This window comes from Epilithonimonas sp. 33E (assembly GCF_059372615.1).
Genome location: NZ_CM182009.1, coordinates 715266 through 731250, shown reverse-complemented (window position 1 = coordinate 731250; position 15985 = coordinate 715266). Strand labels below are relative to the sequence as shown.

Sequence of the window (15985 nt, the reverse complement as noted above, 5' to 3'; positions counted from 1 at the left end):
TAAAATAGAAAATCGCAGCCAATTAATTGGCTGCGATTTTCTTTTAACAATTATAATTTAAAGATCTATTTCTTTTTGTCTTTCAGTTCTTCCTTATCTTTATCGGAAGGATTCCAAACTTTTACTTCAGCATTTTTATCGATTCCGGATAGGATCTGGACATTAATACCATCACTGGCGCCTAATTTCACATAAGTTTTCTTGAAACTTCCGTTAGGCTGTTTGACTTCTACAAAAGATTTATTATTTCCTTTTTCGTACTGAATCAATGATTCATCTAAAAGTAATGCATTTTTCTGAGAGCTCAGCAAAATCTCACCATTAGCACTGAATCCCGCTCTGATGTATTCTCCGGTTTTGTTGAAAACATCACCTTCCACAGCAAATTTAATTGTACCGCTTTCCTCTTTTCCTTTTGGCGCAATTAAGGTTACTTTACCTGGGAATTTTTTGTTCTGCAAAGCACCTATTACAACATTCATATCCATTCCTTGCTTCAGTTTTCCGGCTTGGGCTTCATCAATGTCACCTTTAAAAATCAAAGAATTAAGATCAGCAATAGAACAGATTGTAGTTCCGGCATTGAAGGAGTTAGCTTCAATCACTTGGCTTCCCACTTTCACAGGAATTTCCAAAACAGTTCCGGCGGCTTTTGCACGGATCTGAGTGGTTGCCATGCTTTGCAATTCCGGTGTAGCGCCTGTTCTTACGATTTGTAGTTGCTTTTGAGCCGCATTCAATTGCTGACTTGCTAATTTCTGCTGCTGCAATGTTGTTTCCAACTGTTGCTGAGCCGTGATATATTCCTGCTTGGAAATCACACCTTGCTTATACAATTTCGCCTGCATTTCATATTGCTTCTGCTGATTTTCGACATTAATTTTTGCATTCGCCAGCTGAATCTGAGAGTTATTGATTTGCATTGTTGCATTATTGACCTCGGTGATATTAGGGACAATTCTGATGGTTGCCAACAGCTGCCCAGCTTCTACTTTATCGCCTTCCTTTACATTAATAGTCTGGATGATCCCGGCAATATTCGGTTTGATTTCGATCTCTTCGCGGGGTTCGATTTTTCCTGTTGCCATAACTTTATCGTCAAGATTCTGGATCGTTGGTTTTCTCGTTAGAAACACTTCATTCTCCTTAGAATTGGATTTGACAAGATACCCGATTCCGCCAACCACAGCCAGCACAAAAATCAATCCCAGAAATATGGAAATCGCTTTTTTGAATGTAAATTTTTTCTTCTTTTCCATTATGTAGAAATATAGTTTTTTTAATTATTAATATTTAATTGTTAATTATTAGTTTTACTCTGTTCTTAATGCTTCGATAGGTCTGATTTTCACCGCTCTTTGCGCCGGAATCAATCCGATAATCAATCCAAGGAAAATCATAATTCCCATTGCCGTGAATACATTGCTGTAATCAACCGTCGGATTATAAAATGGGAATGAATCGTTGTTCATCGTGGCAATATTCAGAATCATCAGCAAGAAAATTCCGGATAAAAATCCCAGTAATCCTGATGACAAAGTAATCACGACACTTTCCAGAAGAATCTGGTTTCGTACTTCCGCTGGTTTTGCGCCCAACGCTCTACGGATTCCGATTTCCTTAGTTCTTTCCTTTACTGTGATTAGGAGAATATTTGAGATGGCAATAACACCGGCCAAAATCGTTAACGTCCCGACAATAATTGTTAATAATTGCATCCCTGTAAGAAATCCCGTGAGCTTCTTAAATTCTTTAGCGAGATTAAAGCTTCCAAAGGCATTGGTATCTTCCGGCGAAACGTGATTGATCTTTTTCAACTCGTCTTTTACCTTGTTTTCTATGACGGAGACATCGGCATTAGGTTTTCCGACAATGGCCAGGAAACCAACTTTGTCGCCCTCATTATAAAGTCCTGAATATGTTGAAAACGGGATGTACGCTGAACGGTCATTCTCCATTCCGCCCCCTTTTCCCACACGGAAAACACCAACAACCGAGAAGAAAATCCCTTTGAGATTCACCGACTTTCCTATCGGGTTTTCATTTTTCTTGGCATCGAAAAGATTCTTATAAACCTCCTCTCCTATCACTATGACGTTTTTCTTGCCACTGATGTCAGCATCATTAATATATCTTCCGAACAATAATTTTTTCTTGGAAATCTGGTTACCAACTGGAAAATCACCCGTAATCATATAGGTATTTTTCTTTCCGTTTCTGGAAATCTGGTCGCCCGGCGTCCCGAAGTTTCCGCGTACACTTTGCGGAGAAATGTAGTCTATATCCGGAATCTTTTTCTGAAGATAATCGATATCCTTGAGATGAAGGCTCATTGCTCTGCCTTTCGGAAAACCTTCATACGGAATATTGGTACTTTGTGACCAAAGAAAAATAGAATTGGTAGCAAAGCCGGAAAACAATTTGTTGAAGCCGTTCTCCATTCCTTTTGCCGCACCCAAAAGACTGACATACAAAAACATACCCCAGCCCACGCCTATCATCGTGAGGAAAGTCCTTAGCTTATTATTCCGAAGGGAATAATAAATCTCCTGCCAGGTATCTCTTTTAAAAAGTATATTCATCTTTAGTTGATAATTTTTATTATTCCGCTCTCAAAGCTTCAATAGGTTTTATTTTGGATGCTCTGTAAGCCGGAACAAATCCTGCAATGGTTCCTGAAAGAACAAGACAGAAAAACGCCGCTATAATAAGCCCCCAACCAACAGAAGGTTCTGTAATGAAATATTCTTCCAGCCGGTTACCGATGAGATTTAAAGCCAAGACTCCAAGTCCTACCCCTATTAATCCCGAAATTACCGTAATAACGATACTTTCCTGTAAAATCAAAGCGACTATTCCGGCAGGTTTTGCACCAATTGCCTTTCGTACACCAATTTCCTTGGTTCTTTCTTTGACGATATAAACCATTATATTACTGATACCGATGATTCCTGCCAATAAAGTTCCAAGTCCGATAAATCCTACAACAACAGTAATTACAAATACGAATGCAAAAGAATCTTTGGTATTGACCGCATTATTATTAACGAAAATTCCCTGCTGATCGTCCGGAGAAATCTGGTGTCTTTTTCTGATATTTTTTTCTATTTCTTTACCATATTCCACGGCTTGGTCTGGTGTCAGTTTTTGGTCATAAGACAGCATTATCGTGCTAATAGTGTCCGAACTTTTTTTCATCTGCTGAAGTGTGGAAAGCGGAACCGAAATATGTCTCTCATCCCAATCGCCACCAGGATCTTCAAAAACACCAACGACTTTGAACATTGTCCCGTTGATTTCCAGAGATTTTCCAATCGGGTTTCCGTCGCGTATCAAATCCCGCCAAACCATTCTGCCGATAGAAGCGACATTCTGCTTACGTTCGTTATCCATTTGATTGATGTAGCGTCCGTCTATCATTGTACGGTTTTCAAGGAACTTTTCGTCACCCAGAACACCATTGATCTGATAATTGCCACTTTCTTTTCCATATTTAACGGTAAGATTGGTGGTATATCTTGGCGAACCGTACTCCATTTTTTTACCACTTTGTTTTACAACAGCATCAAAATCATCATTATTAAATGAAATCTGCCTGTCAGATTGCAGCCCGGCATAAGGAATCGTTGTCTTTCCGGCAAAAACCATAATGAGATTGGTCGCATCTCTCATGAAAGCTTTCGAAAATGAATTGTTAAGCCCGTTTCCAATCCCGAACAATACAATGAATATGAATAATCCCAACGCCACCGTAAAACCGGAAAGCACCGTCCGCAATACATTACTGCGAATAGAACTGAATATCTCCTGCCAGCGGTCTAAGTCAAACATACTTTGGTTTTTGGTTGATGGTATATAGTTGTTATTTTTGTCAGGTCGAGGATCTCGAAGCCTTATAATACAATTTGATTGATGAATTCGTCGCTCTCTATTCTTCCGTCTTTCAGGACGACATTTCTTTTGGTTTGTGCCGCAACATCGGGTTCGTGCGTTACAACAACAATCGTTTTTCCTTCGTTGTTGATATCCTGAAGCAGCTTCATAATATCGTGAGTCGTCTTAGAATCCAAAGCTCCGGTTGGTTCATCTGCCAAAATCAGTTTTGGGTCTGTGATGAGCGCTCTTGCAATAGCAATTCTCTGTTTTTGTCCTCCGGAAAGTTCGCTGGGAAGATGTTCTGCCCATTGTCTGAGGCCTACTTTTTCCAGGTATTCTTCCGCTTTTTTCGTTCTTTCTTTTCTGGAAACATTCTGATAGTATAAAGGGAGCGCTACATTTTCCAACGCCGTTTTATAATTAATCAAATTGAATGACTGGAAAATAAATCCAAGAAAACGACTTCTATATTCAGCAGCTTTTACTTCTGTCAAATGTTTAATAGGAAATCCATCTAATTCATAAATTCCAGAATCTGCCTCGTCCAGAATTCCAATAATGTTTAGCAACGTTGATTTTCCTGAACCGGAACTTCCCATAATAGATACAAACTCGCCCTGATTAATATTAAGATTAATACCTTTCAGCACGTGAAGCTTGCTTTTTCCCGTATCGTAAGATTTGTTGAGGTCTTCAATTTTCAGAATCGACATTGCCTGGATTTTACATTATAAGTAAATCCGAATATCAAATTGTTACAGCCAAATAAAAAATATTTTTGACTTTTAAATTCAATCGAAATTTAAAAAAATTTAATTGCAGTCGTAACATTTTTGTAATTCCGATGTCTTATTGGGTATAATTTTTCTTTTATGCTAAAAAAAGTTTTTTGTATCTCGCTTTTGTCTTTGGGCATTTTGGGGTTTTCTCAGAAAAAATGGACAATTCAGGAATGTGTGGATTATGCAATTAAAAATAATCTGCAAATCCAGGCGCAGGCTTACAACAAAGATGTACAGACAAAAAATCTGGAAATGGCGAAAAAGGAATATCTGCCTTCAGTTTCCGGAACGATTTCAAATACTGCAAGTTTTGGAAACTCGCAGTTTGTAAATACGAGTGTTAGGAATGACAACTTCAACAATAATGCAAATGTAGGCGCTAATATTTTGGTTTATAATAATGGAAGGCTTGAAAAAAATATCCGAAAAAATAGTTTTGATTTAGACGCTAGTTTACAGGATATCGAAACCATTAAAAATAATATTTCTCTTCAAATCGCTCAGCAATATCTGAATGTGATGTTGAACAGAGAAATCAAAAAAATCTCTGAAAGTGCAATGGAAAATGCACAAAGATTATACGACCGAGCTAAAATAACAACAGATGTTGGAACCACAGCTCAGACCGTTTTGGCAGAAGCGACGGCGTCTCTTGCAAGAGAAAAACAAAATGTGAAAACAGCCCAAATCAATGTGGATAAAGCATTGTTTGCAATGGCTCAGCTTCTTCAGCTTCCTAATTATAAAGATTTTGATGTCGTTGATATTCCAGTTCCCGATGAATTGACGCCACAAACCGAATCTGTCGAAGAGGTTTTGAATATCGCTTACACATCTCAACCAATCGTGAAAGCTGCGGAAATAAGAATAAAAGCTGCAGAAGCACAAACGGAAGTTATTAAAACTAATTTCTGGCCTACTATCTCTGCAACTGCCGGAATTGGATCCCTTTACAACAATCAGTTGTATACAAATAACCTAAATTTTGGAAATCCGACTGCGCCTTATGTAAAGGAACACAGTTTCTTTGAACAATACAAAGATAACTTCGGGCAGCAAATTGGCTTGTCGGCTAACATTCCTATTTTCAATAAAGGAATTACAAAACTTCAGGTTGAACAGACTAAAATCAACGAGACAATTGCTAAAAATAATCTTGAACAACAGAAATTCCAGTTGAAGCAGGATATCCAGCAGGCGCAGTTCAACGCTGATTCTAACTATGAAGTCTATCTGGCTGCGATAGAAGCTGAAAGAAGCACTAAACTCGCATTAGATTTTGCGGAGAAAAGTTACGCAGCCGGACGCTCTACAATCTATGATGTAACGATTGCCCGAAATAATTATGTAAACTCACAAGGTTCTGTCGCCCAGGCAAAATATAATTATCTGTTCAGCATCAAGGTTTTGGATTTTTATGCAGGACGTGGAATTAATCTTTAATTTTTTCTATCGCAAAGACGCAAGTATAACAACAATTATAATAAAAGTCGCAAAGTTGAATCTTTGCGACTTTTTTGAGTTTTATAAATCAAAAAATTTGTGCCTTTTGATAAATACATCCTCAAATCTACAATTTTCCTTATCTTTGAGATATGCAGATTTTTGGAAAAGATTTACTCAGAGATATCAAAGCAGCGGAATTATTGGGCGAAAATGCACACAAAATTTATTCTCCGCCTTATCGTCCTGTTTTCAGTTACGAAGATATCCTGACCAAAAATCCGAAGTTTGCAGCCGTTAATATTCTGCTTTATCTAAAGAATAATGAATGGCATTTCCCTCTGATTGTAAGAAGCGTGAATGAAAACGACAGACATAGCGGACAAATCTCTCTGCCTGGTGGAAAAAGAGAAAAAGAAGACCCGGACTTTGCTTACACTGCCAAACGTGAGACTTCCGAAGAATTGGGAATCGATGAACATTATGTAAGAATCATCCGCGAGATGTCTCCGATTTATATTCCGCCAAGTAATTTCTATGTTCATTCGTTTGTTTCTTATACCAAGAAAAATCCGGAATTCTTTTTACAGGAAACCGAAGCCGTTGAATTGATTGAATTCCCGATTTCATCTTTACTTAATCTTCCGGACCGGCCAAAAATAATGGCTTTACCCTCTACGAAAGGTTATGAAGTTCCTGTGATCGATTTCAATGGGTATATCATTTGGGGAGCTACATCAATGATTTTGAGCGAGTTCAGCAACTTGTTAAAAAATGTTTAATTTTGCAGTAATTTCCGACCTTAGAAATTATAATCAAATATCAATGGCAAAAAAAAATATTTTTACCGATTCTTTTGGAAACATCTATATTCTGAAGAGGATAATCATTTTCATTCTGGGATTAGTTTCTTACAGAAGATTCAACGGTTTTAATAAACTGAAAATCTCAGGAACGGAAAACCTTACGGATTTGCCTGATACCAATGTTCTTTTCGTCTCCAACCACCAGACTTACTTTGCTGATGTTGCAGCGATGTACCACGCATTTTGTGCCGTAAATAATGGTTATCACAACACCATAAAAAATCCTGTTTATCTTCTGAATCCAAAAGTAGATTTCTATTATGTTGCAGCAGAAGAAACGATGAATAAAGGAATCCTTGCAAGGATATTTAAAATCGCCGGTGCAGTAACAGTAAAAAGAACCTGGAGAGCAGAAGGTCAGAATGTAAACAGGATGGTCGACCTTACCGAAGTTGAAAATATTATGAAAGCCCTGGATAATGGCTGGGTTATTACTTTTCCTCAAGGAACCACTTCGGCTTTTGCACAAGGCAGAAAAGGAACTGCAAAATTGATTAAAAATCAAAGGCCTGTTGTAATCCCGATTAAAATTAATGGATTCCGAAGAGCTTTTGACAAAAAAGGTTTGAAAATAAAAGTGACTGGTGTGAAGCCCACGATGGAGTTCAAACCGGCTTTGGATATCGATTATGATAATGAATCGGCAACACAGATCCTGGACAAAATAATGCACGCTATCGAGCAAACTCCGGAACACAACCTTCTTCACGATTATGATGTCAAACAGAAAGAGATGAAATCTCAGTCTCAACAATAAAAAACGGCTACTGAGAAGTAGCCGTTTTTGTGTTTATTAATGAGACTGAAAAATTCTATCATCTATCAGTCCTATTATCTCTAAGTCTAAAATCTAAGCTTCAATACTTGGAACTTGTACGTTCTCGTTAGCATCTTTCTCATAATCGATTCCATCCAGTTCGAAACCGAAAAGATTGAAAAATTCTTTTCTATAACCTTCTATATCACTGATTTCGGAAAGGTTTTCTGTGGTTGTTTCGTCCCATAATTTGGCAACCTCAGCCTGAACATCGTCTGCCATTTCCCAATCATCCACACGGATTCTTCCGGCTTCATCCAACGCCACTTCTCCATTTTCAGTATATAATCTGTCAGCAAATAATCTCTGCATTTGCTCAATGGTTCCTTCGTGCGTTCCTTTAGCTTTCATCACTTTGTAAAGTAAGGAAATGTACAATGGAACGACAGGAATTGCTGAACTGGACTGTGTTACCAAAGCTTTGTTCACAGAAACATAAGATTTTCCATTCAAGTCTTTCAATAAATCATTCAAAACCGGAACGGTTGCCTCCAAATCATTTTTCGCCTGGCCGATGGTTCCGTTTCTATAGATTGGGAAAGTCAATTCAGGGCCGATGTAAGAATAAGCTACCGTTTTAACACCTTCTGCCAAAACACCTGCCGCTTTCAAATCTTCTATCCAGAATTTCCAGTCTTCGCCTCCCATAACAGCAATCGTGTTGGCAATATCTTCGTCATTTTCAACCGGGTTAATTGTAATATCAGAAACTACACCTGTATGAAAATCAACTGTTTTATTAGTAAATGGCTGGCCAATCGGTTTAAGGACTGACGCATAAGCTACACCGGTTTTTGGGTGTGTTCTTCTTGGGGAAGCCAAACTGTACACTACCAAATCCACCTGGCCAAGGTCTTTTTTAATCAGCTCAATGGTTTCTTTTTTTACTTCGTCAGAGAATGCATCGCCGTTGATACTTTTGGCGTAAAGTCCGGCTGCGTGTGCTTCTTTCTCGAAAGCAGCAGAGTTATACCAACCCGCTGTTCCCATTTTGCCTTCAGATGCCGGTTTTTCGAAGAAAACACCAATTGTTGATGCGCCTGAACCGAAAGCAGCAGCAATTCTGGAAGATAAACCAAAACCTGTGGAAGCACCAATTACCAATACTTTTTTAGGCCCGTTTTTGATTTCGCCTTTCGACTTTACATATTCTATCTGGTTTTTTACAGCCTGATGCGCTCCGTCCGGATGTGCAGTCAAACAAATAAATCCTCTTGTTCTAGGTTGAATAATCATTGTTGAAATTATTTTTAGCATTGCAAATTAAAGAAATTTGAAGCAATTAATAAGAATTATGTGGAAAAAAGCGTATTCCGATTTTGAGTTTCCTTAGGTTTAATAATACTTTCCGAGTGTTGTTATTTTTTATTTTGCGCAATCGATTGCGCAATTCGTTATTTTGTTTAATTTTATCCGAAATCTTTCAATTATTATGAAAGACGCTTCGACTCCGTTTAGTGTGACAAACCTAACACTAACTGTAATAAGATAAACATTGTCAGTCGGAGCAGAGTCGAAGACTTTAATTTGACATAGAATTGCTTGCAGCCCGACTTGAGCGGAAATCCTTTTTACGCAACGAAGTGGAATGAAAAGATTGACTTCGTCGAACCACTCCGTTAGGTTTGGGAGCCTTCGACAAGCTCAGGATAAACTCCAGGCGGATTAAGCTGCCCAAATAATTATTAATGGTGAATTATTAATGATAAATGATTTTCATTAGAAGTTTTTATCATCAATTTTTTAAATATAAATTTCAATATAAACAATGAGAAAACTACTAATAGGTTTTACGTTTTCTGTAGTATCGATGATGTCAGCACAGAAAAACGACATCAATTATTACATCGAAAAAGCGCCTTTCAAATTTGGAGAAATGGTTTTGCCTACGATTCCGCAGAAGGATTATAACATCAAAGATTTTGGAGGTGTCGGCGACGGAAAAACATTAAACACAAAAGCTTTTGAAAAAGCGATTTCCATGATTGCTCAAAACGGTGGCGGAAGATTAGTTGTTCCTGCCGGAACCTGGTTAACAGGACCAATCGAATTGAAAAGTAAAATCGATTTTCACGTGGAAGAAGGTGCGATTGTGCAATTCAGCAGCGATATTAAGCAATTCCCAATGCGAGAAACTTCGTCTGGGAAATTTGAAGTGACACCACCGATTTGGGGAAATAATCTGAAAGACGTTTCGTTTACAGGAAAAGGAATTTTCGATGGAGCCGGAGAAGCGTGGCGACCTGTGAAGAAATTCAAAACAACGGCAGGACAATGGCAGGAGTTGGTTGCAAAATCAGGAAGTGTTTTGAGTGACGACGGGAAAATATGGTATCCAAGCGAATCGGCAAAACGTGGGGAAGAACTGGCCAAAGTGATTACCAAAATGCCGAATGCAACGCTTGATATGTACCAACAATTGCACCATTATCTAAGACCAATGATGTTCACGCTGTCCAAAGTGACGAATCTTTTGATTGACGGACCAACATTCAGAAACTCGCCGAAGTTTGTTATCAATCCGAAACAAATCACGAATTTGGTTATTAGAAATACAACCGTTTATAACCCTAGCTGGGCTCAGAATGGTGATGGCATCGACATCAGTGCTTCAAAAAACGTGATTATCTACAACACAAAAGTGAATGCCGGCGACGACGGCATCTGTATGAAATCCAGTGGAACGCCGAAAGACGATGAAGCACTCCTACAAAACATCATCATCGCAGAATGTACTGTGAATGAAGGTCACGGTGGTTTTGTCATCGGAAGTAACACGGATGGCGGAATGAAAAACATTTATGTTACCAACTGTACTTTTGACGGTACCGATATTGGCATCCGTGTGAAAAGTAACTCCGGAAGAGGCGGTGATGTGAACCAGATTTTTATTGATAATATTGAAATGAAAAACATCATCAAAGAAGCTGTTTTGTTTGATACATTCTATGCTGATGCGCCCGTGGGAAGCACAAAAGAGAGTGAAGCAGCACAGCATACCGGCGAAAAAGTGCCTTACTTTCACGATTTCTATGTAAGCAATGTGAATTGTTCTTCGTCTGAAACAGCTTTCAGTTTTGCAGGATTACCTGATAAATTGATTGAGAATCTATATTTCAAGAATGTGAATATCACAAGTAAAAAAGGAATTGTCGGGAAAAACGCCCAGAATATATTTTTCGACAATGTGAAAATTAATAATTCGACTGATTATAAAATCGACAGTGGTCTGAAAAAAGCGATTGTTGTGAAATAATTATTTCTCGCTGATTTAGCGAATTTTGCAGATTCATCAGCCTAATCTGTAAAATCTGCGAGATAAAAATATTATAAACCCTTCTGGATATTAAATCTGGAAGGGTTTTATTTTAGTAACTATTCTATTTTAAAGTGATAGAAAAATCTTCGTTAAGAGTTAAAACGCCTTCTTCCTGTTCGCCTGTAAAGCCTTTCAGTTTGGACGTTTTGCTTTTCAGAATCAAATCTTGAAGTTGTTTTTCTGATAATTTTTTTCCGAATATCTCGAATGGAACTTTGAAACCACAACCTTTGTAATCCGAACATCCGACTGCTGTTTTGCCTTTCATCAGGTTATTAGATTTACACTTTGGGCATTGTGTTTCTTCCCAGACAATCTCGGTTTTCGCTCTTGGCTTTTTTTCTTTTGGAGTTACTTTTTTCTCCTCGTGAAATGCGATAATTTTGGATTTCCCATTGACAACTTTATTCGTCAAATCCGTAACCATTTCTATCAATTCTTCTTTGAATTGATTAGCCTCATACTCCCCTTTTTCGATTTTTCTGAGTTTCGATTCCCATTCTCCGGTGAGCTCCGGACTTTTAAGAAGTTCGTCTTCTATCGTGTCGATTAATTCGATTCCGGTTTGTGTGGCGATGAGATTTTTACGTTTCTTTTCGATGTATTTTCTTTTGAAAAGTGTCTCGATGATGTTGGCGCGTGTTGATGGTCTTCCGATTCCATTATTCTTGAGCATTTCACGCAATTCTTCATCTTCAACCTGTTTACCCGCAGTTTCCATTGCACGTAGTAAAGTTGCTTCTGTGTATGGTTTTGGTGGCGAAGTTTTCCCCTGATGAATCAATGGCTCGTGGTCACCTTTTTCTCCTGCAACAAACTCGGGAATCGTCTGTTCCTCGTCTTTATCTTTTTCGTCCTTTTCTTCTTTTTTGTCTTTGGCATAAATGATTCTCCAGCCCGGTTCCAAAATTTGTTTTCCCGAAGCTTTGAAAGGAATCGTTCCAACCTGACCTTCCACCAAAGTATTTGAAATCTTACATTCAGGATAAAAAACAGCAATGAATCGTCTCGCTACCAAATCATAAACCAGCTTCTCTTCTCTACTAAGATTGGACGAAGGCGGAATCTCTGTCGGAATAATGGCGTGGTGGTCGGTCACTTTCGTATCATCAAAAACTGCTTTTGTTTTCGGAATAGGCTGAGCCAGCAACGACGCTGTAAACTCCGAATAAATAGTCATACTTCTAAGAATCCCGGCAATTTTCGGATAAAGATTTTCGGATAAATAAGTCGTATCAACCCTTGGGTAAGTTGTATATTTTTTCTCGTAAAGACTTTGGATGTAATTCAAAGTCTGTTCTGCGGAAAAACCATATTTTTTGTTGGCCTCGACCTGAAGTCCTGTCAAATCAAACAATCTCGGATTTTTTTCTTTTCCTTCTTTGATTTCAAAAGAGACAATCTCAAATTGATTCTGTTTGAGATATTCCAGGCCTCGTTCTGCTTTTTCCAACGATTTCAATCGGTCAATTGACGCACTGAAAAGCACATCGCGATATTTAGTTTTGAGTTCCCAATAGTCTTCCTGCGTAAAAGCGTCAATCTCTTTTTGACGCTGAACAAGCATCGCCAAAGTTGGTGTCTGAACGCGCCCAATCGATAAAACCCCCTTGTTTCCTCCAAATCTTTTCGTGAATAATCGTGTTGCATTGATTCCCAAAAGCCAATCGCCGATTGCCCTTGCATTGCCTGCCAAATAAAGATTTTTGTAATCATCAGCCGGTTTCAGATTTTCAAAACCCTCTTTGATGGCATCTTCTGTCAAAGATGAGATCCACAAGCGTTTCATTGGTTTGTCACATTTCGCTTTCTGCAAAACCCAACGCTGGATGAGTTCCCCCTCTTGACCGGCATCACCACAGTTAATGACCTCATCGCATTCCTGAACCAGTTTTTCTATAGTTTGAAATTGTTTCTCAACACCATTATTGGGAATTAATTTTATTCCGAAGTTTTTGGGAATAATCGGTAAGAAAATCAAATCCCAGGATTTGTAATGCTCAGCGTAATCGTGCGGTTCTTTCAAAGTACAAAGATGACCGAAAGTCCAGGTAACGCAATAGCCGTTTCCCTCCATATAACCGCTTTTGGGAGTTGTAGCGCCCAAAACTTTGGCTATATCACGGGCAACGCTTGGTTTTTCGGCAATACAAAGTTTCATCTTAATTTTTATTGTTTTTAAAGTCAGATGGAACGTCAAAACGTTTCATTGATTTATGCTTGAGAAGGTTTGCAAAAATGCGATTTTTAAATTTAAAAAGCGAGGGATTTTGAACACAAAGTTCATAAAGATTTTATTAATTGATTGAAAACATTTTAGGGTTCACAGAGGCGGTTCGCTTATAAAAGATTGATTATAAATTTATTTTTTTAACGCAAAGTGCACAAAGGTTTTTTTCTCATTCGAAAAAAACTAAAATGTAGAAATTGACTTCGTCGAACCGCTTTGTTAGGTTTCCTACGGAATGCCAAACATTATGTACTATGACTAATGTTGTTTTATGCTGAATTTGCGCCCCGACTTGAGCGGAAATCCTTTTTACGCAACGTAGTGGAGTGAAAAGATTGGGAGCGGAAGGCGGATAAAGGCGCCCAAACCCAACGAATTGATTCCACAAAGTCAAATAATTTTCAATAAAAAATCCCTCCAAAGTGTGAGTCTTCGGAAGGATTCATAAGAAAATAATAATAAGAATTTTTTGATGAAAGTCTTCGACTCCGCTCAGACTGACATTGTGAATCTAAATGTTATAAGCCAGCTTCAAAAACTTTAAGCAGTTCTGTTTGCTGGATAACGTCATTTTTGCTATTAATCAAGTTGTAATTCGCCTGAAGCCAATTGTTCCTTACTACGAAAAATGTGTAGGCATCCATTAATCCTTCTTTGTATTTTTCTTCGGATTTCTGGAATGATAATTTTTGGTTTTCGAAATTGGCTTCCAAAAGATTGTATTTTTCCTGAGCATTCAGGAATTGTGCTTTGATGGAATTGATGCTTTTTGTCAAATCATTAATGACAATATCTTTATCATAATTGGAATTGATGACATTCAGTTTGGCAATCTCGACATTGTTTTTAACCTGCAGTTTGTTGAAAATCGGAATATTGAGTCCGAAACTTAATTGCTGGTTTTTGTTCGTTTTAATTTGGTCTGAAAAATTGGCCGGAGCTGGCTGTCCCAAGACTTTGTTATAAAAACTTGACCAGATGTAAGAGCCGTTCAAGGTTGGCAAATAGCCGGATTTTGCAACCTCTACACTTTTCTGCTGGGCTTTGATTTCTGCGAGAGTCGTTTGATAAGCCGGATTTTTTTCCAGAAGATTTTGGATAAAATTAGCATCGTTGAAATTGGAATCAGCCAAATTTTCTTCAGTCATTTTGAAATCCAGAGTATCTTTTGTAATTGCCAATGCATTGAGCAAATTAATCTTTGAAAGGTCACGCTGATTTTTCGCAGAAACCCACTGTTCCTGCATTGTTCCAAGGTTGGCTTTGATATCGTAAATATCACTTTTGGGACGATTGCCTATTTCCACTTCTTTCTCCGTGCGTTTAATTTGGTCTTCGATTCCGGAAAGTTGTGTTTCTAAAACCTCGAGCCAGCTTTTGCTGTTCTGATAAGTGAAAAACATCTGAATGACATTCAGTTTAACTTCATTCTGAGCCTGTTTCATTTTGAAAGTTGAACTTTCCTTGTTGATTTTGGACAAAGAAATATTGAGGTAATTTCGCCAGTTCATCAGTTCCCAATTGGCTTGCGCGTATAGATTATCGGTTTGCGTATTGATGGCTTCGCGCTGGTTATTCTGCTGATTGATTCCGTTTCCGAAATTATAATTATGATTGGCTCCAGCATCCACAGACGGCAACAAAATTCCTTTTGCAGCAGAAATCTGTCTTTCATTTTTCTGAATATTAACCGCAGATTGTTTTACCAATGGATGATTGGCTGAAGCATAATCCAGACATTGTTGGAGTGTCCAACTCTGCTGAGCGGGAAGAAGATTGATTAATAATATGAAGAGTAATTTTTTCATAATAGTTTGTCGTTGACAATTTTAATTTTTTGGATATGGAATCGCTTTGTCCAATTCTATCGGATTATAATAATTTTTGATGCTCTCCTGAATGAATTTCCTTTTCTGGTCAAGCTGTTCCTGACTTGTGATTTTCTCTCCTCCAATAATCACCGTTCCGCCAGTTTTCAGATTATTTCTCATCTCGGCAACCGGGTCACTGTAATAATCGAGCTTTACTTTTTGGAATTGTTTCAAATTTACTTTCACAGGCTGATTCCCATAATGGGTTTCCAGAAAATTAGTGGTTACGAAAGTCTCCGGAAGATTGATGCTTTTTGACAATGTGTAATTGTAATCACCTTTATCATCCTGCAGTTCGAAAATCAATCCTGGCAAACCTCTGAATTTGTAAGGTCCTTCGTGAAAAGGAATAGCTGAACAAAACCAAGCAGTCCATTTTCTTCCACCAAAATCTGTAGTCGCTTTTTGTAATGAATATTCAGCACTTTTTTTGGTTTCTTTTTCGATTTTCCAGTTCATTTCGTCTTTGGAGTCAATTACAAAATAATCGAACATATTGTCGTGAAAAGCTCTGTTCTCGTTGGAGTTAGCTTTTCTCAGAATCAACTGGTCAGATTGTGTATTGGTTTGCCAATTTTCCCCGGTTTTTTTACTGATAGAATCATTTTTTAGAAAATCGTAATCGTAAAATTTTGTATAATCTTTATCAATGTCCAAAACCATATTCATTTTCATTGGTTTATCCTTAAGTTTCATTTCCATTTCGTAAATGAATCTGTTGGTTTGTGCGAAAAACAGATTGATAATTAATGTAAATATTAAGATGATTATTTTTTTCATT

General features: G+C 37.9%; 12 protein-coding genes. 4 read left to right on the top strand and 8 right to left on the bottom strand.

Translation table 11 applies throughout. From position 1 onward, the window contains the following. Positions 1–65 precede the first annotated feature (65 nt). From AC5P2S_RS03505 to AC5P2S_RS03490, 4 genes are all read right to left on the bottom strand, one after another. Positions 66–1259 (bottom strand): efflux RND transporter periplasmic adaptor subunit, encoded by a 1194-nt coding sequence (locus AC5P2S_RS03505; protein WP_494556238.1) that lies wholly within the window; start codon positions 1257–1259, stop codon positions 66–68. A 54-nt stretch (positions 1260–1313) separates the two neighbouring features. After that, positions 1314–2582, bottom strand: coding sequence for an ABC transporter permease (locus AC5P2S_RS03500; RefSeq protein ID WP_494556237.1), 1269 nt, complete (start codon positions 2580–2582; stop codon positions 1314–1316). 19 nt (positions 2583–2601) lie between these two features. Next, complete coding sequence (locus AC5P2S_RS03495; RefSeq protein WP_283416381.1) at positions 2602–3831, bottom strand: ABC transporter permease; 1230 nt, start codon at positions 3829–3831, stop codon at positions 2602–2604. A 62-nt stretch (positions 3832–3893) separates the two neighbouring features. Beyond that, positions 3894–4583 carry an ABC transporter ATP-binding protein gene (locus AC5P2S_RS03490; RefSeq protein WP_120213605.1) on the bottom strand — a complete coding sequence of 230 codons (690 nt, stop codon included), beginning with the start codon at positions 4581–4583 and terminating at the stop codon, positions 3894–3896. A 165-nt stretch (positions 4584–4748) separates the two neighbouring features. Between AC5P2S_RS03490 and AC5P2S_RS03485 the strand changes: the two genes are divergently transcribed. The 3 genes from AC5P2S_RS03485 (at position 4749) to AC5P2S_RS03475 (ending at position 7724) form a co-directional block, all read left to right on the top strand. Then, positions 4749–6101: a TolC family protein gene (locus tag AC5P2S_RS03485; protein WP_494556236.1), complete on the top strand. Its 1353-nt coding sequence runs from the start codon at positions 4749–4751 to the stop codon at positions 6099–6101. A gap of 152 nt (positions 6102–6253) precedes the next feature. Next, positions 6254–6883: an NUDIX hydrolase gene (locus AC5P2S_RS03480; protein WP_120213347.1), complete on the top strand. Its 630-nt coding sequence runs from the start codon at positions 6254–6256 to the stop codon at positions 6881–6883. A 43-nt stretch (positions 6884–6926) separates the two neighbouring features. Then, entirely contained in the window at positions 6927–7724 is a 798-nt protein-coding gene (locus AC5P2S_RS03475; RefSeq protein WP_283416378.1) for a lysophospholipid acyltransferase family protein, read from the top strand. A 93-nt stretch (positions 7725–7817) separates the two neighbouring features. On the opposite strand, the gene fabV is transcribed toward AC5P2S_RS03475, so the two are convergent. Then, entirely contained in the window at positions 7818–9020 is a 1203-nt protein-coding gene (gene fabV, locus AC5P2S_RS03470) for an enoyl-ACP reductase FabV (RefSeq protein ID WP_494556235.1), read from the bottom strand. Positions 9021–9552: 532 nt separating this feature from the next. Here fabV and AC5P2S_RS03465 point away from each other — a divergent pair. Next, positions 9553–11040 (top strand): glycoside hydrolase family 28 protein, encoded by a 1488-nt coding sequence (locus tag AC5P2S_RS03465; RefSeq protein WP_494556234.1) that lies wholly within the window; start codon positions 9553–9555, stop codon positions 11038–11040. Between the two features lie 124 nt (positions 11041–11164). Here the strand turns inward: AC5P2S_RS03465 and AC5P2S_RS03460 are convergent, their stop codons facing one another. From AC5P2S_RS03460 to AC5P2S_RS03450, 3 genes are all read right to left on the bottom strand, one after another. Further along, on the bottom strand, positions 11165–13264 hold the full coding sequence (locus tag AC5P2S_RS03460; protein WP_494556233.1) for a type IA DNA topoisomerase: 2100 nt from the start codon (positions 13262–13264) through the stop codon (positions 11165–11167). 587 nt (positions 13265–13851) lie between these two features. After that, entirely contained in the window at positions 13852–15141 is a 1290-nt protein-coding gene (locus tag AC5P2S_RS03455) for a TolC family protein (protein WP_494556232.1), read from the bottom strand. Between the two features lie 21 nt (positions 15142–15162). Further along, the gene (locus tag AC5P2S_RS03450) at positions 15163–15984 is read right to left on the bottom strand and encodes a GLPGLI family protein (RefSeq protein ID WP_494556231.1); all 822 of its coding nucleotides are present in this window, start codon (positions 15982–15984) and stop codon (positions 15163–15165) included. Position 15985 lies beyond the last annotated feature (1 nt).